The sequence below is a fragment of the Solimonas marina genome (assembly GCF_012241385.1).
GTDB lineage: Bacteria > Pseudomonadota > Gammaproteobacteria > Nevskiales > Nevskiaceae > Solimonas > Solimonas marina.
The window spans coordinates 263,628-287,886 of sequence record NZ_JAAVXB010000001.1 but is presented as its reverse complement, the minus strand read 5'-3'; the positions used below and the strand labels follow the sequence as shown (position 1 = coordinate 287,886).

Below are 24,259 nucleotides of genomic sequence, written 5' to 3'. Positions count from 1 at the left end.
GCGACCTCATTGATCACCCGAGACGTCGTAGGGCGGGATTCATCCCGCCCGTCGCGACGACGCCTACATGTGCGATCGACTGAAAATGACGACGCCTACCCACATCGGAAGGGACGCCCAGCACCACGCGCTGATAGGCCAATAGCTTCGCCTCATGCGGACGACGACGGCCCAAATAAAGAGACCAGCGTTCGCAAGCGTGTACAGCGCCAGTAGCGGCGCGCCTCCAAGAACCGCAATGACCGCACCTCCGCCAGCCGCACCAGGATACTGACGTATTTCGGGTTCAACCCACGCCGCGGAGGCAAAAAGGAGAAACAGCCCGGCTCCGGCAGCGTTCAGAGCGAGCCACAGCGTGGTGATTCGCGTAGAAGTGGTTTTGTTCATGCGCTTCATGTTGTCAGTCCGCCGGACAGGACTTGGCTGGCCTTGTGAAATGGCTGCGACTGCCGGAATAAATCCCGGTGTCCCGATCTTCATCAGTCGTAGGGCGGGATTCATCCCGCCTGTCGCGAGCGGCTGAAATTTGCAACGACGGCCATTAGCCGCGCAACGCCGCCATCATGGCCTCCGGCGGCGCCATTTCAGGATATGCGGGAACGCCTTCGGGCAGGGTGAGCCAGCGCTGTTTGTAAGCCACGAAAATGTGCAGCACGCATTCCAGTTCCTCGGAGCGATCGAGAGTGCCAGCGCGTACGACCGCCATGCCCGGACGGCGTGTGTTGGTGTTGTAGATGCGCCCATGACAAGCCGCGCAATAACGCTGAATGCTGGTCCGCTCCGCGGTCGTGAGTTCGAAGACCGTTAAGTTGCCGCGGACACTCAACGCCGGCTCCGGAACGATGACCTGCTGACTGAACGCGCTTCCGCTCCAACGCTGGCACTGATGGCAATGACAGGCATAGCTTCGAGGCAGGCGTTCGAGCGCGAGCGTGTAACGAACTGCGCCGCAGCGGCAACCGCCTTCAAGGCCATCGATCACGGGTTCATCTTCGGGTTCCATTTCCGTGCCGCCTCTCTATATCGGTTATGGCGCGGGATTCAGCCTGCGTTGTGGAATGCTCGCGACTGACGGGATAAATCCCGCCCTACTGTGCTTTGAATTCCGGACTAAATCGATACGTTGTTCTTGGGCTTGGCATCGGCATTTGAGGACTCCTGAAGGGTTAGTTCAGGGTGTCCACTAAACCGTAGGAATCGTCCGTCGCGCTGGAGCTGATTGTTGGACGTATTTGTTACCCAGGTAATCTACGGTGCACTCCACAGGATCACCTTCTCTACCTTGAACGGTAGCATGGCAAACACTGCAATGATCATCTGGCGTGGAAGGATCGGCTGAGAAGCGCAAAGTCGCGATGATGATATCGGAGCTGCTAAATCCCTCAGAAGAAAGGATGCTCTCGAACTTCTCCTTCACGCTATTTAGTGATACGCGCAATGGGTCAATGCCTCGAAACTGCTCGGGGCATGGCTCCGTCTCCAGCAGGCTAACCTCCATGCTGGCGTGACCTCCGCTGCGACAAGCACGAAGCAGATGCGGATGGATGTACGACAGGCCGCTCACAGCATGGTGAGCAATGCTGTGACACACGCTGCGCAGTCGTTTCTTGCTAGCCATGCGAATACGTCCAATGCCATTTAGAGCACACGGGATTGTCCGATGAAAAAGTCGGCATGTCCGATAACTCCGTCACAGAGGCTGCAAATGATTGAATGTGCCGATGGCCGTTAGGAAAACGGTACGCCGAATGCCGCATAAAATTTTGCGGCTTGGCACATGGAAAGGGCGCGCCAGTCCCACGGTCTGCGTCGGCGTTGATCACCTTCTGCGGCATGGCGCCGGGTCGTCGGTCATGCGCCCCAGACGTCCTGCGCGTAGCGCAGGAAGTTGAGGCCCATGATTTTTTCGATCCGGTTCTGGGAATAGCCTTTCGCTTGGAGCAGGCGAATGAGCTTTTGGAACTGGTCCGGGCCGCGCAGGTCGATGACGAAGGGATAGGTGTCGGGCCGCTCACCGGCGGCGCTGATGCCGGCGGCGCGGCGTTCTGCCACTTCTTTGGCGAGCGCCGCCTGGTAGGCATCCAGATCGTCGATCTGGCTCACGTCGCCGTCGGTGCCGATGCCGACATGATCCTCGCCGCAGACCTTCACCGCATGGTCGATGTGCGCCACCACGTCTTCGGCGCGGGCGTGGCCGGTCTTGTTGACGAACGGCATGAAATAAATGCCGACGAAGCCGCCGCGCTCGGCAACCAGCCGCAGTTCCGCATCCGTCTTGTTGCGCGGCAGATCGACCAGCGCGCGGCAGCCGGTGTGGTTGATCGAGATCGGCGCGCGTGAAATCCGCGCTGCTTCGAGGCAGGTCTGCTCGCCGCTGTGCGACAGATCGACCATCACACGCTGTTCGTTCAGGCGCGCCACGACCTCGCGCCCGAATGGCGTGAGGCCACGGTTCTGCGACGCCATCGAGCCGTCGCCGATCTGGTTGGCGGGGTTGTAGGTGAGCTGGAACACGCGCACGCCGAGGTTGGCGAAAACATCGACGCGGCTCGCGTCGTTGCCCATCATCGCGCCGTTCTGGAAGCCGTAGAGCAGGCCGATCTTGCCATCCGTCTTGGCCTTGCGGATGTCGGCGACGCTCAGGATCTTGGTCACCTCGGCCGCGTGCTCGCGGATCAGGCGATCGGTTGCGGCGATGTCGCGAACGCTGGCTTCGAACGGTTCCTCCGGCCCGGAGACATAGCCAAGCGTGATGTTGACCATGGTCAGGCCCGAGGCATGCGCTTCGGCCAGCACGCGCGGGCTGAGATCGGGGACCAGGCTGTCGCCGGGGAGATTGGGATCACCCAGTCCGCCCAGTGCGTTGACAATGATCCAGTTGTCCATCGGATTGTCGCTGCTGGTTCGTGCGCGCGCCGGTCCGGCGGCGACGGTGGTGAGCGCCGCCGCCGAGAGCGTCAACAGCTCGCGTCGATCAATCATCATCGCCGTCTCCCATTTCCGCTTGAGTCGTCGGCTGATAATCGGCGCGCAGATAGGCGCGGCCGCGCTTCACCGTCATCTCGATCGCGCGGATGTTGCCGATATCAGCCAGCGGATCGGCGGTCAGGACGACGAAGTTGGCGAGCTTGCCCGCTTCCACCGAACCCATGTCGCGCGACTGCCCGGCCGCTGCGGCGCTGACCATCGTCGCCGAATGGATCACCGCCAGCGGTGGCATGCCGACATCGCGGGCGAGGAAGAACAGCTCGTCATCGACTTCCGGCCACGCGTGGTCGTAGCGCATGACATGATCGGTGCCGGTGGAGATCGCCACGCCCGCGCGCCAGGCCTGTTGCGTCAGCCGGATCACGGTCGGGCCGGTGCAGCGCAGCGGCTTGCGCTCGGGATGCGTCTTGCGCTCGGCGTCGTAGCGCACGAACAGACTGCCGGTGGCATCGAGGATGATGTTGCGCTCGATCATCTCGCGGTAGAGCCGCGCCATGACCGGATCGTCGCCGTGCGGGGCCAGCAGCGTTTCGTCGATCGGCGTGTGATCTTCATAGGCGGCGGGGATCGTCTTCTGGACCTCGTACGCCAGATAGCAGACATGGCTGACGGTATCGACACCGGCGGCGATGACGTCCGCCGGGCGTGCCGGAAACACCGCGCTGTGCGTCCAGACCCGCAAGTGCTGGCGGTGCGCTTCCGCCGTGATCGCCTTGACCAGATGCGCCGGCAGGTCCGCGTAAATCTTGATGCCCGTCGCCGAGGTGCCGCGCGCCAGGGTGACGGCGGTGCGCAAATCGGTCCGGTCGTTGATTGCCTGCATCCACGGCGCGGTGCCGGGCGTGACGCCGACGCTGACCGACTGCACGCGCGGATCCTTGAAGAAGGGATCGCCCGCCATCAGCGCGGCGTAATAGATATCCGGCGCGGGGATTTCACCGACCAGCGCCTCGCGGGTCAGCTCGCCCACCGGGCGCAGGTCGTCCGCCATGTCGCGCACCGCCGTGACGCCGCCATAAAGATCGCGACGCAGGATGGCGCGGGCGCGAGCGTTGTTCGGCGGCGTCTCGAGATGGACGTGGCTGTCGATCAGGCCGGGAATGATGTAGCGTCCGGAAACATCGACGCGGCGCGCGCCTTCGGCATCGTGGATCGTGCCGTGCGGAGCGACTTCGACGATGCGCTGCCCGCGCACGAGGATGTCCTGATGCGTCCGTGCCGGCGCGCCGGTTCCATCGATGAGGGTGGCGTCGCTGTAGAGCGTGGTGTCAGAAGGCGGCGCTGCCGCAGCCATCGCACTCACGCACGCGGTCGCCAGCCCAAAGCATTTGATCCAACGCATCAATATCCGTCCTCATGCGGTACAGCGGCAGCGTCACGGCTGTCTGGTGGATGGGGAAATCTTTGAAAAAGGCCATTTTCCGACAATAGCCCAGATATGAATCCGGGTGGTGTCGATTGGAACGCTGTCTTCGCGCCGCCTATGGGGATTCGCACGGCCGATGAGGGCTCTACGCCATTCGCGACAGGCGGGATGAATGCCGCCCTACGGAGCTACTTAAATCGCGACAGGCGGAATAAATTCCTCCCCACGCAGGCTCATCCCCGCACAACCTCCGTTTCCCATCCGTCGTATTCACCATTGCATTCTCGTGCGGCTCTCCACAGGGGAATCGTCAGGTCATCGATGTTTTGTAAGGATGGGATACCCGATGCGCCGACATTTACACCAAAGCGTTCGCTTTCAGCATCCGGTGGCCACGTATCCAGGACCTTATAGCCGAGCGCCTCGGCCTTCTCGATGAAGGCGGTGCGATCGGTGCTTTGGTTGAAATATGCCCAATGCTCGATCGGGCGCTCCGCGGCTAGCTTGTCTCCGGCGTTTTCCAGGGCTTCACAAGCGCGCCGGTTCTGTATGCGCTCCATTTCCTCCTCCGACGGATGAAGGAAGCCGAGGTACGCTTTCCACTCCGGATCGTCGCGAGTGCCGCTCTCGAACCGAAGATCTGCAAACGCAGCGAGCGCTAGTGACACATCTTCTTTCCAGGACGTCGTAGCGGTCGTGTAGAAGTAGAAGTCACGACAAGCATTCGAGGTATTACGGCCGACGTAAACGCTCGTGCTCGAACTCAGTTGCTGATCGAGACAATCCTCGATCGATTTCAACTCTTCGAAGTCTTCGTTGCTCGACAATCCGTCAGGTCTTGGCCGCCGCATGAAGACGCGCACGTAGGCCATGACCGGAAGTGTGCGCATGGGGGCGTCTCCGGCAATGCCAAGATCGACGAAGATCGAGGCCGGCTGGTCGTCGACGCGGCAAAAGTAGAAGTCCCATTTGTCCGTCATCTCTTCTACCTGAAGTGTTCAAATTCTTGGTGGCGGAATTTCTTGCAACGCGGTCGCAGTGTTGACGGTGGTTCAGTATCGGCTGCCCTTCTGAAGTATTGGTTGATCGGCGATCTGATGTCATGCAATAGGGCGGGATTCCTCCCGCATATGGGGTCGCGCCGTTCGCGACAGGCGGGATGAATCCCGCCCTACCGAGCTTGAACGAGTGGCTAGGCAGCTTCGCTGGATGCACCAGTCGATAAGCGCTGAAGTTGCCCGAACCGATGGAACAACGCTGCGGTTCCCCACACCCCAAGCACAGCACCTGCCACCGCAAAAGCGAGCCCTATGCTCAGAAGAGTGGTAAGCGAACGCGCGCTGAGGTGGCGGAAGTAAGGAACGGCGCCGATGACCCCATAGATAAGGAAACATGCACTGCCGGCGCCAAGCAGCCAGAAACTCCGGTGTCCAAAACGACGCAGAGCGCCAGCTTGAAGGGACAGCATGACGACTTGTACTCCGATGCACAGAGCAATGGTTGTAAGCCAAATGATGCGGAGAGTTTCCATTGTCTATCCCTGATGCCTGACGCCGTTTAGAAGACACGAGAGTGTCCAATAAAAAAGTGGGGGTGTGTGATAACTCCGTCACAGACGCTGCAAGTGATTGACTGTGCTGATGGCCGTCAGGGAGACGGCACACCGAATGTCGCATGAAACTTCGCGGCTCGGCGCACAAAAAAAGCCCGCCGACCTTATCGGCCGGCGGGCTTTTTTGTGCAGCAGCGAGGGGGCTTACGGGAACAGCGAGCCGTCGGTCAGCGTGTACGGGGTGTCGTCGCTGGTTGCCCAATTTGCGGTGTTTTCGATGTCCGCGGCGAGGGTCGAGACGTTGCTGGCGTCGGTGGAGCCGGCGTAGAGGGCGTTGTCTTCGCTGAAGGTGAGGTCGGCGTTGGCGTCGATCACTTCCTGCGGGATGGTGCCGGCCGCGGCGCCGCCGACGTTGATCGTCGACAGGAAGCGGTCGACGGTGATCTGGCCGTTGTTGGCGTCGGTGATGGTGCCCTGGAAGGCGTAGACGGTTTCGCCGTCGTTGCTCAGGCCGCCGCCTTCGCCTTCGACGGTGCCCTTGTCGGCGACCGGTGTGCCCGGCTGGATGGTGACGATGGTGCCGGCGCTGTAGGCCTGGTCAGCGGTCCACATGTAGGCGGCTTCGTTGGTCGGCCAGGTGGCCGTGCCGTCGTAGTCCTTGTCGGTGAAGCCGATCTGCGTGCCGGCGTTGATGTCCTTGAGCAGGATGAAGGCGAGCGCGTCCGGCGAGTCGGAATTGGCGCCGACGAACAGCACGTCACCGGCCGACAGCGTGGTCGGCGTCGTTGTGTCTTCCGGGAACATCGAGCCGTCGGTGATCTCGAACGGGGTATCGTTGCTGGTGCTCCAGTTCGACGTGTCCTTGATGTTGGCGGCCAGCGTCGTGATGTCGGAGGCGTCGGTCGAGGCGGTGTACTTGACGTCGTCGTCGGCGAAGGTGAGATCGGCGCCGGCGTCGATGACGTCCTGCGGGATGGTGCCGGCGTCGCTGCCGCCGACGTTGATCGTCGCCAGGAAGTGGTCGACGGTGATGTCGCCGGTGTCGGCGTCGGTGATGGTGCCCTGGAACGCGTAGTAGGTTTCGCCGCTGGCGCCAATGCCGCCGCCGGAGCCGCTGACGGTGCCCTTGTCGACGACGATCGGGTCTTCGTCCGGTTGGATGGTGACGATGGTGCCGGCCGTGTAGTCCTGATCGGCGGTCCACATGTAGGCGGCTTCGTTGGTCGGCCAAGTGGCCGTGCCGTCGTAATCCTTGTCGGTGAAGCCGATCTGCGTGCCGGCGTTGATGTCCTTGAGCAGGATGAAGGCGATGGCGTCCGGCGAGTCGGCGTTGGCGCCGACGAACAGCAGGTCGCCGGCGGCGAGCGTGGTCGGGCCGCTGGCGGCGGCCATCGTGAAGTTCAGCGCCGTGTCGGTGGTCAGGCCGGCGTAGGCGTTGCCAGCGCTGTCGGTGATGACGCCGCTGGCGATCTGCACGTTGTAGTCAGTGGAGGTATGCAGGTCTTCGCTCGGCGTGATCGTGACGGTGTCGCCGGCGATCGTGACCTGCGAGCTGTCGCTGATGTCGATCGTGCGCGAGTCGCCGTCGCTGCCGGTGATGACGATGCTGCCGGCGCCGGCCTGCACGGTTTCGTTGAACGTCAGCGTGATGGTGCTGCTGGTGACGGCGACCGAATCGTCGACCGGCGAGCTGGTCAGCAGCAGCGGCGGCAGGATGTCGCCGACGGTGGTGAAACCCATGTCGCCGATGTCGGTGATGTCGCTGCCGTCGGCGGTGGTGAATGCGCCGTCCGGCACGGTCATGGTGTAGGTGTGGCCGGAGACCAGATCGTCTTCCGGGTTGATCGTCACGGTATCGCCGTCGACCGTCACCTGATCGGTGTCGGTGACCGAGATCGCGCGCGTGTCGCCCTGGCCGTCGTCGAGCACGATGTAGCCGCTGCCGGCGCTGACGTCCTGCGTGAAGGTCAGGTACAGGTTGCTGCCGACGCCGACCGCGTCGCTGGTCGCCGCTGCCTTGTAGATCCATAGTTGCGGATGGCCGTCGCCGCCGCCGAGTTCGTTGACCAGATACAGCGTGTGATCGCCGTCCATCGTCACGCCTTCGTTCTGGGCATTGAGGTCGATGTCGAGGCGAGCCTTGACGTTGCCGCTGCGGTCGGCCTGCAGCAGCTGACCGGATTCCTGGCTGAGCAGCAGCAGGTCGTTGTATTCGGCATCGCTGCTGTCGACGACGTTGGACACCGCGAACACGTCGGCGAGATCGGCAACGGCGAGCAACGACGGATCGAACAGGTTGTCGGAGTTCTCGGTGGTTGCCGAGCCGTTCGACGCGCTGCCGGCACCAAAGTCGATCGTGGTCTGGAACACGCCTTCGGGGTCTTTTTCCTTGACGAACACGTAGCCGCTGGTCGACGGATCGTAGGACGCGCCTTCGAGGCCGATGTTGCCGATCGTCGTGCCCAGCTTGACGGTCTGCACGCCACTGGTGTAGAGCGTGGTGCCGGCGGCGTAAGTGAACAGATTGGCTTGACGATAGCGTTCCTCGACCAGCACGAACTGGCCGCCGCCGACGTAGGTGATGCCTTCGGTGTCGTAGAACGCCGTGCCCTGCGGGCTGTCGCCGGCGGCCAGCGGCATCGAGTCGATCAGCGAGCCGTCGAGCTTGCTGACTTGCACGACGGAGGTGGCGCCGTCACCGACGACGTACAGCGAGTCGGTGTCCTTGTCGTAGGTCACGGCCGACGCTTCGGCGGCGAGCAGATTGCTCGAATCGGTGCCGACCGGCAGCGCGTACTGGCCGACGCGCGTGTAGTTGTTGAGGTCGAAGGTGGCGCCCGGCGCGCTGAACGACAGGGTGGCGGTGGCCGGGATCGGCTCGATGCCGTTTTCGCTGCCGTCGTGATGATTGTCGTCGCAGGCGGCGAGCAGCAGTGCGGCGCTGGACAGCAGGAGGGCGGGCCACAAGGGGCGGAGATCGTTCATGGGCGGTCTTCGGTCGGCGGTAAATCGCCGAACCGTAGCGGCCGTTCGTTGCAGCGGCGTTGCAGCCGCGTCGCGATCCCCCGGATCAGCGGCCGCTGGCGATGGCGTCCTCGGCTTCGAGCAGCAGCTGCAGCGCGTCCTCGATCATGCCGCGCGCATGACCGCTGGCGAGGCGCAGCATTTCGTGCAGGCGCGCGTCGCGCGGCGAGGCGTTGCGGCACTCGGCACTGTAGCGCTCGAAAGCCGACAGACGTCCGATCAGCTCGGCGAGCTGACGTGGGCACTCGCAGCGCAGCGCGCTCGGCGCGGTGTCGAGCGCCAGCAGCTCGGCACTTGTGTAGCGCGGTGGCGGAGTCGGCTGGCTCAAGGCCTGCTGCAGCAGATCGCCCTTGCTTGGCGTGCCGGTCGGCGCGGTCGCCGCGAACAGACAGATGCGTGCGAGCGCCTCGCCTTCACAGGGGCCGCGCAGACACAGGATGTCCGGGCGCTGCAGCTGGCGCAGCGTGGCGCGCGTCGAGAACGCGTATTCGACGAGCAACAGACGCGGGGTCAGCTGTTCTCGCAGCTGCTGCAGCCCGGCCACCAGATCGGGCAGCAGTGTGGGCGCTTCGACGATGACGAAGTCGACCGGGCCGCTGGTCTGCAACGCGGCTTCCAGCGTCGGCGCCGTCGCACGCAGTTCGACCGAGCCTTGCGCGGCGAACGCCGACGCCGCGCGTGCGTTGATGCCGTCGCCGATCAGGAGCACGCGATGGCGGCGCGCCGCGGCCGTGCTGGGCGGCGTCAGCCCGGCGCGGTTGAGTCGCTGACGCAGTTCATCGTCGCCCAAGCGCGCGATCGTGCCGATGGCATGCCCATGGCGGACCAACTCGCCCAGCAGACGCAGGCGCTCGATATCGTTGTCGCGATAAAGCCGTGAGCCGCCACTGGAGCGCAGCGGCGCCACGGCGGCATAACGCCGCTCCCACATGCGGATGGTCGCCGCCGGCAGACCGGTGAGGGTGGCGACGGTGGCAATGCGGTAGTGGTCGGTGGCAGTCATCGCGCTGGGGGAACTCCTGGATACGAAGGCGGACTCAATTCTGCACAATGCAAGTTCTGTACAAGAATAATTCGCGACGCTGGCGTCATGTTCGCTGAATTTTCATGATTTGTATCGATTTGAGCGTCCTTGATTAAGTTATCTGCAAGCTTGTCCCGTCACCCTAAAGTCAGGAACGGTCCGACTCGGCCGTTGACCCATTTGAGTTAAGTCACAGGATTCATTGATGAATTCGTTCCGCGCTGAGACAAGCGTCGAAACTTGGGGTACGCCCCTGCCGGCCCCGCTGACAGCCCCTTTGCAGATGTCGGCGCAAAACTGTGAGGACCGCCTGGTCGCACTCGGCTGCCGGCAGTTCACCTTTTTGTTCCTGCTGCCGTCGCTGGATGTGCGCGATGGTCTGGAGTTCGCTTTCGTGCGTCAGGACGCCGGGGCCGCAAGCCTGGCGCCGGCAACCGAGCCGGGCTGGGCGGCCCGCACGCAGACCGCGGTGGTGCCGCTGCGCGGTCCTGCCGCACGCAACGGTGATCGCGGGCCCGATGAGATTCCGCTGCACGGACCGCTGGGTGCGCGTGCGTTGCTGCGCCTGCCGCAAACGTTCACCGATGCTTCGCAATTGGGACGTCTGCAATTCGCCGCCACGCACGTCTTTCAGGACGTGCTCGATACCGCAGGGCCAGCGGCCAACGCGTTTGGCCGTGAGGTGCTGACCGACCGCCAGCGCAGCGTGCTCGGCGGCATCGCACAGGGCCTGACCGTCAAGCGCATCGCCATCGAACTCGGTATCGAGCCGACCACGGTGCGATACCTGCTCAACCGCTGCATCGAAAAGCTCGGTGTGACGTCACGCGAGCAGGCCATCGTCCGTGCCATCGCCACCGGGCAGCTGATGCCGGGTGTGTCGAGCGCCGATGCCGACGGCGCTGCGCGTAACGGCCATTACGATTCGGCCGGCGCTTCCACGTCGCGTACCGACTGACGGCGGCGACGCCTGGCGCGGGCACCCGCTCCGCCAGGCCCCGGCTGGAACATGAAGGTTTCGTAGCTGAGCCTGTCCATCTTGCGCGCCAGCAGCGCCAGGCCGACCAGCGTCGCCAGTGCCAGTGACGCCGCATAACCGTAGCCGTAGAACGCCACGCCGAGTCGCTGGGTGGCGACGGTCAGCAGTGCATTGCCGGCCGCGAACAGCGCGCAAAGCGCCAACGCGGTGCCGAGCTTGTCCAGATAGAACAGCGTGTTGAGCACCGCCACCAGCAGCACCTGCGTGCCGACAGCGACCAGGTCGATGTTGAACAGCGGCAGATACGGCGCCGGAATATGCAGCCAGCGCAGCAGGGCCGGCGCGAACAGCAGCAACAGCACGATGGTGGTGATCTGCACCTTGAGAATTTCGTAGATGCCGTGCCGTGCGGTCTCGATCAGGCTGTCGCGCAAGCGCTCGATGTGCTGCAGCGTGTCGCCGCCGCGCACCGCGTCGTAATAGACGTCGTAGCGTTCGGCAAAATCGGTTTCCATGCGGACCAGAAACACGGCCAGGCCCGGCACCATCGACAGATAGGCGAGAAACAGCGGGAAGTCGTAAGTCGGCGCACTGCGCAGCGGCCCGATGACGGCGATCGACGTCGACGGGTTGTACCAGAACAGGAATTTGTCGACGAAGATGGCGATGTTGAACAGCAGGCCGATCAGCATCAGCGGCCGATGCGTGAGCTTGCGCTGCGTCCACTCCCAGGACACCAGGGTGTCGCTCGGATAGTGCTTGAGCACGACCAGCAGCAACGAGAACACCAGTACCGCCTGGCCGACGACGAAAGCGCCGAGCAGGCCATTGACGCCATGTGGATGCAGCAGCATCGACAGCAGCACGATCAACCCATACGCCAGTGCGAAGCAGCGCAGCACCATGCGGTATTGCTTGAGGCCGGTGAGAAAGACCGTCAGGCACCAGACATCGCTGAGCAGCACGAAGCCGACGATCATCTCCAGCCGGTACAAATGCGGCGTGTCGCCGAACAGCGCGATGACGATCAACGACGCCAGTACGCCGCCGACCAGGTTGGTCACGGTCAGCACCCCGAACAGGTTCGACAGGACCAGTTGCGGCTTGCGCTCGAACAGACGGTCGGCAACGAAGCGCGTGTACAGCAACTGCACCAGCCCGGTGAGAATCAGCGATGTTGCGACCAGATGGGTGACCGACACGGTAAAGGCCTGCACGTCGGCGCTGGCGTGCGCGCCGGCGGCGACGAAGAAGCCGATGAACGCCACCACCAGCATCGACAGCACCCAGGGGCCGGAGCTGATCAGGCTGGCGTCCAGGTAAGCGCGCATCAGCCCGGTGTAGGTCTGCGTGCGCAGCAGCTTGCGCAGTTCGATGCCAATGCCGGCCATGTCAGTGCACCTCTTCGGTGGCGACCAGGTCGCCATACAGCGCCTGATAGCGTTCGAGCATCAGGTCTTCGCCGTACATCATCTCGACGCGGGCGATGGCCGCCGCCTGCGCCGCCTGCCAGCGCGGCGCGTCGATCAGCAGGCCGATCATCGCGTCGGCCAGCGCCTGCGGATTGGCGATCGACACCGTCGCGCCGGCGCTGCCGGACGCGCGGTCATCGTCATCCGCGCCATGCACCAGCGCCGCACAGCTGCCGACGTCGGTGGTGACCACCGGCACGCCGGCGGCAAAGGCTTCGAGCACGACCAGCGGTTGTGCCTCGCTGATCGAACTCAGGACCAGCAGGCCCAGCTTTGGCAGGATGTCGCGCACATCCTGATAGCCGAGAAATTTCACGCAATCGCCAAGGCCAAGATCATCGACCAGCGACGCGCAGTCCTGGTAGTAAAGCTCGTCCTCGTCGGTCGGGCCGACGATCCAGGCTTCAGCCTGCGGCAGGTTCGCATGCACGGTGCGCATCGAGCGGATGAAGGTCTTGATGTCCTTGATCGGCGTGACGCGACCGATCAGGCCGATGACCTGCGGAATCTCCGGCGGCCGCTGCGCGCGCAGCGGCCGGTAACGTGCCAGCTCGATGCCATTGGGGATGACACGCGTGCGATCGGCCGGTGCGCCGTCGGCAATCTGCCGCTCGCGGTTGCCGTCGTACAGCGCGGTGATTTGCGTGGCCGAGCGGTAGCTCATGCGGCCCAGCCCTTCAAAGAAGCGAATCCACAGCTGACGGACGTAGCTGATGTCCTGGCGCAGACTGCTTTCCAGTGCATTGCGCGCATCGCGTATCCACTCGGCCTGCGCGAGGTCGATGCGACGCTCCTTGGTGTAGATGCCGTGCTCGGTGATCGCCAGCGGCGTGCCGTGCATCTGATGCGCCAGCGCACCCAGAAAGCCGGCGTAACCGGTCGAGATGGCATGCAGCATGCGCGCCTTCGGCAGGTGCCGCGCGATCTCGATCAGATCGAACAGCGGCGCGTGCATGGTGCGCACGGTCCAGAAGTAATCGACGAACGACGGATCGCTGCAGTAGCGCGTGTAGTAGTCGCCGATCTGTTGCCACGAGCGCTCGCCGTAGAGGAAATCCTCGCGCGACAAACCGGCGCCGTCGTCGCGCAGCAGTTTGGCGAAGTCGGCCAGCGATGCCTTGAAGTCGACGGTGTCCGGCTCGCGCAGTGCCTGATGCAGACGGTCGCTCTGCTGAAAGGCTTCGGCATTGCCGCGGCCCGGCTGCACGCGTTCGTGTTGCCATTGCTCCATCAGGAAGTGTTCTTCGACACAGACCAGATTGGCCGGAAATTCATAACGCACGTCGTGATAGTCGGCGCGCCGCGAACCGAGAAAGACGACGCCGAAGCGCAGTGACGGCAGACCGCGGATCAGCTGCTGCACCCAGCTCGATACGCCGCCATGGACGTAGGGGTAGGTGCCTTCCAGCAGCAGCATGACGTCGATGGCTTCGTTGCCTTCGGGGGCTTTGAGAAAGCTCATGGTTCAGATCCAGTACTGAACGACGGGTTCGAGACGGGGAAGCTTGCGTATCTCATGACCGACGCGTGCCAGCTCGGCGCGGCAGGTCGCGTAATCGCGGCGCAGGAACGCCAGTTCCGCGAAGTACGGCGCGGTGCGGTTGTCGTCGAGGCCGAGGCGCCGCGCTTCGGACAAGGCGCGCTCGGCGTCGTTGTAGCGGCCGAGCCGCATGCAGAGCTTGCCGCGCAGATAGTGGCGGCCGGCGGTGGGACGGCCACTCAGCGCAGCATCGATGTTGAGCAGCGCTTCCTGCAGCACGAAGGCTTGTACTTCGCCTTCGACCAGGCCGAGCGACGATTGCTCCCAGTACAGCGACGCAATCTGTTCGCGGAGCCAGTCACCGCTGCGCCCGTCGTGTTCGCGCAGCTCGGCCTGCAGTCGGCGGATTTCCAGCTCGAAGACGCGCTCCTTGCCGGACAGCATGGAATACGCGAGCAGGCGGACTTCGTCTGCGGGGTCGCGCAGCGCCTGACGCAGGATCGGCACTGCACGCCGCCCGCTCAGGTGCCGGGTTGCCATCACCGCGCGACGGCGCAGGTCGGTATCCCGAAAGTATTTGACGACGGCGGCCAAGCCGACGCGCATGAACACCCCGTTGGGATTGACCTGCACCGGCTTGAACGGCAGGTCCGGTTCGCGGCGCTGCTCCCAACCCGGTTCGCGGCGCAGTCCGTAGCGATAGAAGCCGGGGAGCAGCGCCAGGACGATGCCGGCCATGCCGAGCCATGACGTGAAGAACGCGGCGCTGAAGAAAAAGGCGATGGCCGAGCCGCGGCCGCCGCGCAGCCGCAGCGGCAACAGCAGCCAGGCGCCGACGGCGATGCCGAGCGCGGCAGCGGCATGCAGGACCAGGAAGACCGCGGTGCCCGGCACGCCGCCGAGTCCGAACCACGCGAGCCACGCAGCGAGCTCCAGCACCGCGCCGAGCGCGATGAACAGCAGACCGAAAGGACTCAGGGCGCTAGGCGCGCGCATTTCGGGCCTCGGTGAGCAGGTCGGCAACCACGGTGTTCGGATCGCGACCGGGCAGGACTGGTACGAACGTGAAGCTGACGTCGCTGGGCTGCAGCTCGCGTTCCAGGCGTTCGGCGAACTGCGCGAACATGCGGCGGCGATAGCCTTCGGCGCCCTGGTCGTCCGACAGTGGCATCAGGATCAGCACGGTGTCGCTGGCGGCGCCCGGTACCAGCAGCGGCTCGTCGAGGCCGCGCAGCTGTTCGAACAGCAGGTTTTCGAGGCCCAGCCCCCCGTGCAGACTCGACAGACCGGCGGCGAAGTCGAAGGCGGCGATGTTGGACGGCAGCTGATAGCGATCGGCGTAGACGCTCCAGCGCTGCAAGCGGCTGACGAATGCGGCGTCGTCCTCGCGCCCGGCGTATTCGAGCCGTTGCACGCCGGTGGCGAGGAAGTCGCCGATGCTGCCGCCAAGGGCGCCGAGCAGATCGAGGTTGTCGCCGTTATAGGACAGGAACGGCATCTCGGTGGCAATCACCAGCGCGCGGATGCGGCCGTCGATGTCGATCAGCGGAATCACCGCGAGGATGTCGTCCTGCTCGTGCGCCTCGGCCTGGCGAAAGCTTTGCTCGCGGACACTGACGATGCGGCCGCTGTCGAGTGCCGCGACGATCATCGGATGACTGGGGATCACCGTCGGCATCGTGCCGCCGATGCGCGCCAGCGCACCGGTCTGCATGCGGCCCTGCTCGTCGACTGGATACAGCGCCGCCTGATGCAGGTCACCATGGATTTCGAGGAATTCGAGAATGCGCAGGGCGTTGTGTTCGAGCAGGCTGCGTTGGTCGCTGGCGACCAGACTGCTGCGCAAATCCATCAGTGCGTTGCGCAAGCTGTACTGGCGGCCGGCAAGGCGCTCCTCGAGCTGATCGTGCGAGACCTTCAGCAGGTGATAGCTGCGCGTGAATTCGCTCTGCCGCGAACTGCGATAGTCGAGCAGGATCTGCATGCGTCCGAGCCGTCGCAGCCAGCCGTCGGCGAACTCCCCGGCGATGGCGCCGGTGATCAGCGCCGCCAGCGCGTATTCGACCGGGAAGTCGTGCAGCGTATGCACAGCACTGAAGCGCCAGCCAGCGGCGAGCAGCAACACGGTCGCAATGCCGCTGACGAAACCCTGTAGAAAGCCGTAGCGCATGCCGACCGCGAGCGGTGCCAGGATCAGCCACGGAAACGGGCCCTGCACGAACATCGGGTCGGCGCGATGAAAGAGCAGGCCGATGACCGGAATCAGCAGCGTCAGACCCGCCGTTTCCAGCCAGGCCAAGCGGGGTGACGGTGGCTCGTAGCGGATGTCGTCGATCGCGAGATTGCGAGGCATGACGGGGCTCCGTTTACTGCAGCGGCATGCGTGCGATCAGCTTGCTCAGCAGCGACTGCGCGACGCCGCTGACCGAGTCATAGCCCCAGCCGGAGTCGGCACCCGATGCGGCCCAGACGACCTGCCCGGTGCTCAGGTCGACTACCTCGACCGACAGGCCGACCGCCGGTTCGCCATCGAGTCCGGTTTTGTAGCCCCACTCGGAGACCGCGCCGCGCACGCCGTAACGGCGCTGCGTGCCGCGCGCCCATTGCATCGCGCTGTCGAGACGGTGGCGATCGTCGAGATCCGGCAGGCCGTCGCCGCCGTCCTGACTCGGGTAGTCGACGAGATCGTTGATGCCGCGCTGGCGCAGCAGCGTGTCGACGATCGCCTCGGCGCGCTGGCCGGCCTGCGGCGCTTCGGCGTAGTTGACCATCGGCAGCAGCGTCCACGTCGCATCGCGTGGCAGTTGCGTGGTCTTGTGGACGTCGGTGACGGCGCAGGCCGACAACGCGAGCGTGGCGAGGCCGACGAGCGCCGGCAACAACAGTCTTGCTTTCATGGCGGGACTCCATTGATGCAGGCGAGCGCGGGCTCGCCGGTCGATGAAACGAGGGAAGCGGAAGGAACGGTGCGAAGGGTGCATGGCGGCCTCACTTGCCGAAGAACCAGCGGTACTGCAGGCCGACGCTGCGGTCGCGAGCCAAGGCGTTCTGGCCGGTCTGGTCGAACATCAGCGACAGGCTCAGCTCGTCGCTGCCGAACAGCGGCATGCCGGCGCCGAGCGAGAACGACAAGCCCCATCTGCGCTCCGGCCAGACGTAGGCCAGATCGGCATTGGCGATGTAGTGCAGGCCGGCGACCAGCGGATAGTCGCTGCCCGGCAGGCCATGGCGGAACGACAGGCCGGCGCCGACGCTGCCGAACTCGGACGGCACCAGATCATCCGGCGTGGCGCCAAGCGGCAGGCGGCCGATGAGGTCCGACGGCAGGGTGCCGACGGGATCGTTGCGCAGGTAGTTGAACTGCATATGTGCCTGCAGCTCGTCGTTGCGGCCGACCATCAGGTCGTGACTGAAATCGGCGTCGAGCTGATAGCCGTGGCCCAGGTCGTGGCCGCGGCGCGTGTCGTAGTGCAAGTGCTGCGCGAGCAGGCTCAGGCTGTCGCGCGGCGACAGGATGTAGTCGAGCCCGAAGCCGAAGGTGCTGCGCGTGCCGAGTGCGCGTAGCGCCGCGGTGTCGCTGACCTGCTCGTGACGGCGGGCGAAGGCATTGACGGTGAGACGCTCGCTGATCTGCAGCGTCTGGTGAATGCCGAGCTGCGTGAAGCCGACGTCGGACGTGTCGATGCGCGCGGCTTCGAGGGTCGTGGTGCCGCGGCGCTCGCGGCGGATCAGCTGGCCGCCGATCCTGCGCTCGTCGTGCAGGCCATCGAGCACGATGTCCGAGCGTCCGTCGTGCAGATGCACGGTGCCGGCGTTGACGATGAGGGTCCAGTCGCGCACCGAATGCTTGTAGCTGCCGAGGATCGACGTCAGGTGCAGGCCGCCGGTCTTGCGCGTCTCGACGCCGACGCCGGCATTTCGCGGCATTTCGCGATACAGCTCGGCGGCGTCACGCTTCAGCGGTTCCAGGCCGGGCGACCAGGGCTCGCGCGTGTTGAGATGGTCGAGCGCCAGCTCCAGGGCTTCGTCGTCGCGGTGCAGGCGGCGCAGCGCCTCGACGCGGTCGGTGATGCCTTCCTGCGTGCTGTCGGCCAGTACGTGCGCGATGGCCGGGCGGTCGTCGGCGTCCAGCGCCAGGGTCAGGCGCAGGTAGGGCGCGCTGCGCAGGCGCTGCATCTGCGCGCGCAGCAGCCACCAGCGCGCACAGGCGGGTTGCTCGCGCGACGCGTGCCAGTCCATGCGCAGCTCCATGTCGGCGCTGTTCAGCGCGTGCCCGCGCTCGGCGAGCAATACGCGACGCAGCCAGGCCAGGTCGTCGTCGCTGCCGATCAGCGCATGCTGGGCACTGAGCGTTTCGAGCAGGGTTTCGCGATCGAGCTGTGTGCCGTGCAGCTGCGCCAGCAGGCGCGGACGCAGTCGGGTCAGCGCGTAGATGCGCAGACGCCGCGCACTCTCGAAGCGGCGCGCGCCGTCGAGCGCGTCGGCATAGCTGAGCAGCCACAGATAGTCCTGCGGATGGCGCACCGCGTAATGCGAGAACCAGGGCAGCGCCAGATCGGGGCGGCCCAGCGTCGCGTAGCCGATCGCATACGGCTCCCAGAGCTGGTCGTTGGCGGCAGCGCCGTCGCGCCAGCTGGCCAGCGCGCTTTGCAGCGCCGGCGAGCGACCTTGTGCGATCAGCGCATACAGATAAGCGGCGCGCGTGCCGGCGTCGTCGGGCTGCAGCGTCAGCGCCTGGCGCAGCGCGGCGATGGCGCCATCGGTGTCGCCGCGATCGAGCAGGATGTCGCCGCGCAGCGTCCAGAAGCCGGGATCGTCGGCGAAGGCGCTGAGGCGTTGTTCGGCGGCGCTCATCAGGCGCGCGATCAGATCGTCGCGTCGCGCATCTTCGGCGCCGCTGAGCGCATCGATCAGCACCTGCGGATCGCCGTCGCGCTGCCAGCTGTCGAGTGCCACGGTGGTGGCGCGGTCGAGTTGGCCGAGATGCACATTGCTCAGGACCAGACGTTCGGCGCCTTCGCCGTCGAGCGCGTCGCGACGATGGTCGAAGATCATGCCGTAGGCACGCGCCACGGTCGGATTGTCGTTGCGCTGCCAGGCCAGCTCACCGACATGCGACCAGTAGTCGGCGTCGTCGTCCGGCGCTGAGTCCAGCGATAGCAGCGTGCGCAGCGCCGCGCCGAGATGCCATTGCTCGATTTCGATCTGCGCGCGCGCCTTGGTTTCCGACAGGCTGTGCCCGTAATACGCGGCGATGTGGTCCCAGGTGCGCAGCGCTGCGTCGTGCTGGCCGAGTTCGTCCTGCAGCTTGGCCAGCTCGCGCCACAAGGGTTCGTCTTCCGGCGTATCGCGCAGCCAGTGCTGGAGGACAGCAATGGCGCGCTGCGCTTGGCCGAGTTCGTCGTCGAGCGTATCGACGTAGCGCTGCATCTCGTCGGCGCTCAGGCGCCGTCGCCGGGCTTGCCGGTCCAGCGCGGCGGCCAGCGCCGGGGTGTCGTCGAGCGCGCCGGCCAGGCGCACGATCTGACGATCGTCGTCGGGCGACGCCTGGGCCTTCGCCAATGCTTCGTACTGTGCCAGCGCCTGCTGCGGCTGACCGTCCCATTCGGCCAGTTGCGCGAGGCGGCGGCGTGCCGCGACATCGTCGGGGTGCGCCGCGACATAGCGCGCATAGGCGTTGCGGGCGACGCCGGTCTTGCGCATCGCCAGCGCGATTTCGGCGTGGCGCCGCAGCGCCTGATCGTCGTCCGGGCGCAGTTTCAGGTAACGCGTCGACCAGTCGAGCGTCAGGGCTGGCTGGCCGGCGGCCATCGCCATGCCGATCGCCTCGTTCAAGGTCGGGGCATCGTCGCCGCGCTTGGCGACCAGTGCCTTGGCATCGGCGAGGGCGACGTTCGGGCCGGCCATCTGCGCCGCACGCAGACTATTGCGTGCGGCCGTTTCGGCCTGCTCGGGCGAGCCGGCGGCATCGAGCGCGCGCAGCCAGGCCGCCCGTGCCCGATCCGGCTGGTTCGACGCCAGCCACCAGCGGCCCGCTTCGGCCTCGGCGCGGTAGGCGTCGGCCGGACGGTGCTGCGCCAGCGTTTCGTATAGTGCCGCGGCCTGGCCGGGCTGGTTGTACTCGAGCCGGTACTTCGCCAGCTTCTCGAGTTCGTTGTCGGCGACCGTGCCGGACTGCAGGCGATCGAGGTCGGCAGGCGGTAGCGCGGCGAGCTGGCGGTGTGGCGCCGAGCCGGCCGGTGCCGCGGCGAGCTTCGCGCGATCGAGGTCGAACTTCAGCCACAGCACGTCGCGCGGCGGCCGGCCGTCGAGCAGCGGCGCGAGGGTGCGTTCGGCTTCGGTGAGATTGCCGCTGGCGATCTGCTGGCGGATCAGCGCGATGCGGGCGCCGCGGTCGGCCGGATTGGCCTGCAACAGCACGTGCAGTGCTTCCAGTCGACCGGTCTGCTGATCGCCGTCCGAGCGCGGGCGCGGGGCCGCGCCGCGGCCGGGAAACAGCCACCAGAATGCGAGGGCGAACGCCAGCGCCAGCGCCAACAGCGCGCCGATGCCGACCAGGCGTTGCGGTCTAGTCGCAGTCGACCGAGACATGACCAGAATCCTTTCCGGTGTAGCGCAGCGTCGCGGTAGCGCCGTGACGATCGACCGTCGCGCGTGGCGCGTCGATCCGGCAGCCGGGCGCGAGCCCGCCAAGTTCGAGATGAAGGGGAACGTTGCCGCGCAGCTGCAGATCGGCGCCGCGACCATGACGCAGCCAGTCGACGATGCGGCCGTTGGCGTGCAGTAGCGACACGCCGGACGACGACCGGCCGCGCTGCAGGGCAAGATCGATGCGCGCGGCGCCGCTCAGTGACAGATAACGTGCCTGCGGCAGCGTTGTCAGGCCGGCGACGCCCGGCGAGCGCGCCAGATCCGGCGTGCCGAGGTCGTCCGGCAGACGCAGGGTGCGGACATCGGTGGCGCCGCTGATCTGCCAGTCGCCGTCGAGGCGGCGGGCAATGCCGACATCGGCGAAGTCGAGCGCGACCTTCACGTACTGCGAGCCGTACAGCGGCAGCGTGCGCTGCGACTCGGCGTAGTCGTAGACCGCGTCCAGCGCGTGCAGGCTCGACAGGTGCGTGGCGGAGAAGAAGTGGTAGTAGATGCCGATCGGCTTCAGGCGTCGCGGCCGGTCGGTCAGCTCAAAGGTTTCGATGGCGTGGCGGAAGCCCCACAGCGGCGCCTTGTAGCCGTTGGTGTAGACGTTTTCGTTGATGACGGGCGCGTAGACCTGTGTGTAAGGGCCGACCGGCCGCGTCATCGGCGAGACCGCCGTCAGCGTGTCGTTGTCGCGGCTGATGTCGGTGTTGCCGCCATTCATGTTGAGCAGGCCGCGTTGCGCCGCGTCGGCCAGCGCGTTCTGCTTGGGCAGGGCGTTGCCGCTCCACAGCACCATCTTCACCGGCTTGCCGGGCGGCGCCAGCCGGTCGGCGATGTAGTCGGCGCTGCCGGCGATCTCGCGCTGCATCGAGAAGTGATAACCGGGGATCGGCATCATGTTGTCGCCGGGCGACTGGCCATCGTGCAGCAGCTGCCAGTCGAAAGGATGGCTGAAGGTGTGCGTGGCGATCTCGACATTCGGCAGCCGGAATATCTGCCGGGCGATCTTTTCCAGCGCCGGCGACTGATCCGGATACAGGCCGGACGGGCCGACTTCGCCTTCGATCACCGACACCGTGGTCGGCAGCGGCCGGCGCTGCAGCTCGTGGCGCATGATCACGTCGCTGACGTACGGCGTGCCGGGCATCGACGCACGATTGGCGAAACCGTCGCCGTCGATGTGCACGGTCAGGTAGCGGTTGCCGTTCTCGGTCGTCGCGTCCGGCACCGGCATCGTCGGCAGGTGCAGCGCTGTCTTGAAGAACGCGAACGGATCGATGATCCAGCGCTGCCGCCATTCGCTGGATTCGCCGTCGTCGCCGCTTTGCGGATCGATGTTGCGCGCCTCCTCGATGACCCACGGCGCCAGCGCGAAACCGCCCCAGGGGCCGGTGACGACCGGTGAATAGCGCTGGTGTCGTGCGTCTTCGAGCAGCAAGTGCTCGCTTACGTCGTCGCGCGTGGCGCGAAAGCCGTTGTCGCTGGCCGGCGGCACGTCCGGGAAGGTCTCGAAGCCGAGCATGGCGTCGTGACGGATCACGGTTTCGTGACGCGAATCGATGTCGGCGACCGTGCGTAGTCCCATCTTCTGTAGCTGACGGCTGTCGATGGCGACACCGGGATCGCCGAGCACCGCGATCGGTACGCCGTCGTCGATCTGCCGCGCCAGCCACTGGCGCACGCCCGCCGACGGCACTGCGCGGTTGAGCCAGATGACGATGCCGGCGTAACGGCCGCGCAGCTCGCCTTCCGGCAAGGGGCCGTCAACGTCTCGATAGTCCGCGGCGTAGCCGAGATACTCGAGTGGCATGGCCGCGTAGTTGTGCACGGCTGAATACGCCAGATCGTCGTCGCTGCCGTTCAGGGCGTAGAGCATCAGCACCTTGCGCGGCATCACCTCGATGGCGCCAACGCCCATGCCGTCGAGGTCGCCGTTGCTGACCCAGGGCGTGAAGCCGAGTGCGTCGATGCGGCGGGCCAGCGCGCGGGCCCGGTCGCGGTCCTTCGGCGCCACGTAGTCGATCACGACCACCGGCAGATGATCGTCGTCTCGGATGTGACGCAGTTGTTCGAGCAGCGCCTTGCGGTCGTCGTCAGCGACTGGCTGGTAGCGCTTGCGGGTCGGGGCCCATTCGCTGAACAAGGACTCGGCAGCGACGCCGCAGATTAGCGCGCGTACGGCCGGCACGATCTCGAAACCGCGATTGAGCATCAGCTTGATGTCGGGATGCGCGGCGTGAATCGCACGAATGATGTCGATCAGCGCCGCTTGCTGTTGCTGCCGCGCCGCGGGGTCGTGTGCGATCAGCTGGTAGCTGTCCAGGGTGTCGAGAAACAGTGCGTGGAAACCCTGCTGCCAGAGCCGATCGGCACGATCGACGATGAACTGCCGCCAGATCGGCGACGTCAGGTCGACCACCGAGGAATCCCATGCCGCATTGCGGCCGCGTGCCACCTGCGGCGCGAGCTGCATCGCCGCCTGGTCGTGACGGTCGATCTCGCCGACGCTCAGATAGGCGAACAGGGTGGCGCCGCTCGCGGTCAGCGCCGCGCGTTGGGCTGCATCGATGTGCGCCGGCTCGACCACGACCTGATCGAACTGCGACAGCAGCGCGGTCGGGGGCGTGCTCCCGTAGTAAAAGGCGGTGCTGGGGGCGCGCTCGAGCGCCCGTCCTGGCAGGGGAACGATCAGCAGCAGGAGCCAGCAGCACGCCAGCAGGCGTGCGCGCGTCATGCCGCGGCGATCAGCGGTTGCGGCAGGAGCTGTCGCAGCCCGTCGGCCAGCGCCCACTGAGGGCACATGCCGAGTCGCGTCCGCAGCTGCGTGATGTCGGCGCGCGAATCGCGGATATCGCCGTCGCGCGGCGGGTAGTGGCGCGGCGTGATCGGCCGGCCGGTCAGCGCGGCCAGCGTGTCGACCACCGACAGCAGGTCGACGGCGTTGCCGCTGGCGACATTGAGCACGCCCGTTTCGCGCGACTCGAGCGCAGCGACGTTGGCGGCGGCAATGTCCTGGACGTAGACGAAGTCGCGTGTCTGCAGGCCGTCGCCATAGATCTTCGGCGACTCGCCGCGTGCGACGACGTCGAGGAACTTGGAAATCACACCGGAATACGGTGAGCGCGGATCCTGGCGCGGTCCGTAGACGTTGAAGTAGCGCAGTCCCATCGTCGATAGCGGATGCAGGCGCATGAACAGCCGCGCGTACTGTTCGTCGACAAGCTTGTCGAGGCCGTAAGGCGAGATCGGTACGGTGGCCGCGGTCTCGGTCAGCGGCAGCTGCTGCGGGTCGCCGTAGACGGCGGCCGACGAGGCGTACACCACGCGCGGCACTTTCTGGTCGGCGGCGGCGTCGAGCACATTGATCAGGCCGACCACGTTATGCGTCGCGGATTCGGCCGGCGCTTCGATCGAGCATTGCACCGAAACTTGCGCCGCCAGATGCAGGCAGGCGGTGGCACCGCGCAAGGCTGTGCGCAAAGCTTCGTGATCGCGGATGTCGTCGGCGAATATCTCGAGGTTCTCGCTATTTGGCAGGTTGTGCCGATGCCCCGTCGAAAAATTGTCCAGGACGCGAACGCGATAGCCGCGTTGCAGCAGAAGCTCAACCGTGTGCGAGCCGATGAAGCCAGCTCCGCCCGTGACCACGACCGTGGCTTCGCTGCCAACGTTTGACGACATGCGCAGTTTCATATCGCTCCCTGTTCCTTTGGATAGTGCGACGTGCATTCGTCC

General features: G+C 65.5%; 15 protein-coding genes. 1 reads left to right on the top strand and 14 read right to left on the bottom strand.

Annotated elements, in window-relative coordinates; all coding sequences use genetic code 11:
• Positions 1-541 precede the first annotated feature (541 nt).
• From G7Y82_RS01250 to G7Y82_RS01225, 6 genes are all read right to left on the bottom strand, one after another.
• The gene (locus G7Y82_RS01250) at positions 542-1,003 is read right to left on the bottom strand and encodes a GFA family protein (RefSeq protein ID WP_206370200.1); all 462 of its coding nucleotides are present in this window, start codon (positions 1,001-1,003) and stop codon (positions 542-544) included.
• A gap of 848 nt (positions 1,004-1,851) precedes the next feature.
• Entirely contained in the window at positions 1,852-2,985 is a 1,134-nt protein-coding gene (locus tag G7Y82_RS01245; protein ID WP_168146179.1) for a dipeptidase, read from the bottom strand.
• Positions 2,975-4,282 carry an amidohydrolase family protein gene (locus G7Y82_RS01240; protein ID WP_240954031.1) on the bottom strand — a complete coding sequence of 436 codons (1,308 nt, stop codon included), beginning with the start codon at positions 4,280-4,282 and terminating at the stop codon, positions 2,975-2,977. The genes G7Y82_RS01245 and G7Y82_RS01240 overlap by 11 nt, the downstream gene beginning before the upstream one ends.
• 305 nt (positions 4,283-4,587) lie before the next feature.
• Positions 4,588-5,334 (bottom strand): DUF695 domain-containing protein, encoded by a 747-nt coding sequence (locus G7Y82_RS01235; protein ID WP_168146177.1) that lies wholly within the window; start codon positions 5,332-5,334, stop codon positions 4,588-4,590.
• 776 nt (positions 5,335-6,110) lie between these two features.
• Positions 6,111-8,891, bottom strand: a complete 2,781-nt coding sequence (locus tag G7Y82_RS01230) for an SdiA-regulated domain-containing protein (protein WP_168146176.1) — start codon at positions 8,889-8,891, stop codon at positions 6,111-6,113.
• An 85-nt stretch (positions 8,892-8,976) separates the two neighbouring features.
• Positions 8,977-9,933 carry a MerR family transcriptional regulator gene (locus tag G7Y82_RS01225; RefSeq protein ID WP_168146175.1) on the bottom strand — a complete coding sequence of 319 codons (957 nt, stop codon included), beginning with the start codon at positions 9,931-9,933 and terminating at the stop codon, positions 8,977-8,979.
• 226 nt (positions 9,934-10,159) lie between these two features.
• Here G7Y82_RS01225 and G7Y82_RS21165 point away from each other — a divergent pair, with 226 nt between their 5' ends.
• On the top strand, positions 10,160-10,912 hold the full coding sequence (locus G7Y82_RS21165; protein ID WP_206370196.1) for a helix-turn-helix transcriptional regulator: 753 nt from the start codon (positions 10,160-10,162) through the stop codon (positions 10,910-10,912).
• On the opposite strand, the gene pelG is transcribed toward G7Y82_RS21165, so the two are convergent.
• From pelG to G7Y82_RS01190, 8 genes are all read right to left on the bottom strand, one after another.
• Positions 10,873-12,324 (bottom strand): exopolysaccharide Pel transporter PelG, encoded by a 1,452-nt coding sequence (gene pelG, locus G7Y82_RS21160; RefSeq protein ID WP_206370194.1) that lies wholly within the window; start codon positions 12,322-12,324, stop codon positions 10,873-10,875. The genes G7Y82_RS21165 and pelG overlap by 40 nt on opposite strands.
• A gap of 1 nt (position 12,325) precedes the next feature.
• Positions 12,326-13,867 carry a GT4 family glycosyltransferase PelF gene (pelF, locus tag G7Y82_RS21155; RefSeq protein ID WP_206370192.1) on the bottom strand — a complete coding sequence of 514 codons (1,542 nt, stop codon included), beginning with the start codon at positions 13,865-13,867 and terminating at the stop codon, positions 12,326-12,328.
• Between the two features lie 3 nt (positions 13,868-13,870).
• Positions 13,871-14,881, bottom strand: a complete 1,011-nt coding sequence (locus G7Y82_RS01215; RefSeq protein ID WP_168146174.1) for a HEAT repeat domain-containing protein — start codon at positions 14,879-14,881, stop codon at positions 13,871-13,873.
• Positions 14,868-16,238: a PelD GGDEF domain-containing protein gene (locus G7Y82_RS01210; RefSeq protein ID WP_168146173.1), complete on the bottom strand. Its 1,371-nt coding sequence runs from the start codon at positions 16,236-16,238 to the stop codon at positions 14,868-14,870. The genes G7Y82_RS01215 and G7Y82_RS01210 overlap by 14 nt, the downstream gene beginning before the upstream one ends.
• 13 nt (positions 16,239-16,251) lie before the next feature.
• On the bottom strand, positions 16,252-16,782 hold the full coding sequence (locus G7Y82_RS01205; RefSeq protein ID WP_168146172.1) for a DUF4136 domain-containing protein: 531 nt from the start codon (positions 16,780-16,782) through the stop codon (positions 16,252-16,254).
• Between the two features lie 91 nt (positions 16,783-16,873).
• A complete protein-coding gene (locus tag G7Y82_RS01200) occupies positions 16,874-20,476 on the bottom strand; it encodes a tetratricopeptide repeat protein (protein ID WP_168146171.1) in 3,603 nt (1,200 codons plus the stop codon).
• Positions 20,454-23,258, bottom strand: coding sequence for a bifunctional glycoside hydrolase/polysaccharide deacetylase family protein (locus G7Y82_RS01195; RefSeq protein WP_168146170.1), 2,805 nt, complete (start codon positions 23,256-23,258; stop codon positions 20,454-20,456). Before G7Y82_RS01195 ends, G7Y82_RS01200 begins: the two co-directional genes overlap by 23 nt.
• Positions 23,255-24,205 carry an NAD-dependent epimerase/dehydratase family protein gene (locus G7Y82_RS01190; RefSeq protein WP_168146169.1) on the bottom strand — a complete coding sequence of 317 codons (951 nt, stop codon included), beginning with the start codon at positions 24,203-24,205 and terminating at the stop codon, positions 23,255-23,257. Before G7Y82_RS01190 ends, G7Y82_RS01195 begins: the two co-directional genes overlap by 4 nt.
• Between the last annotated feature and the right edge of the window lie 54 nt (positions 24,206-24,259).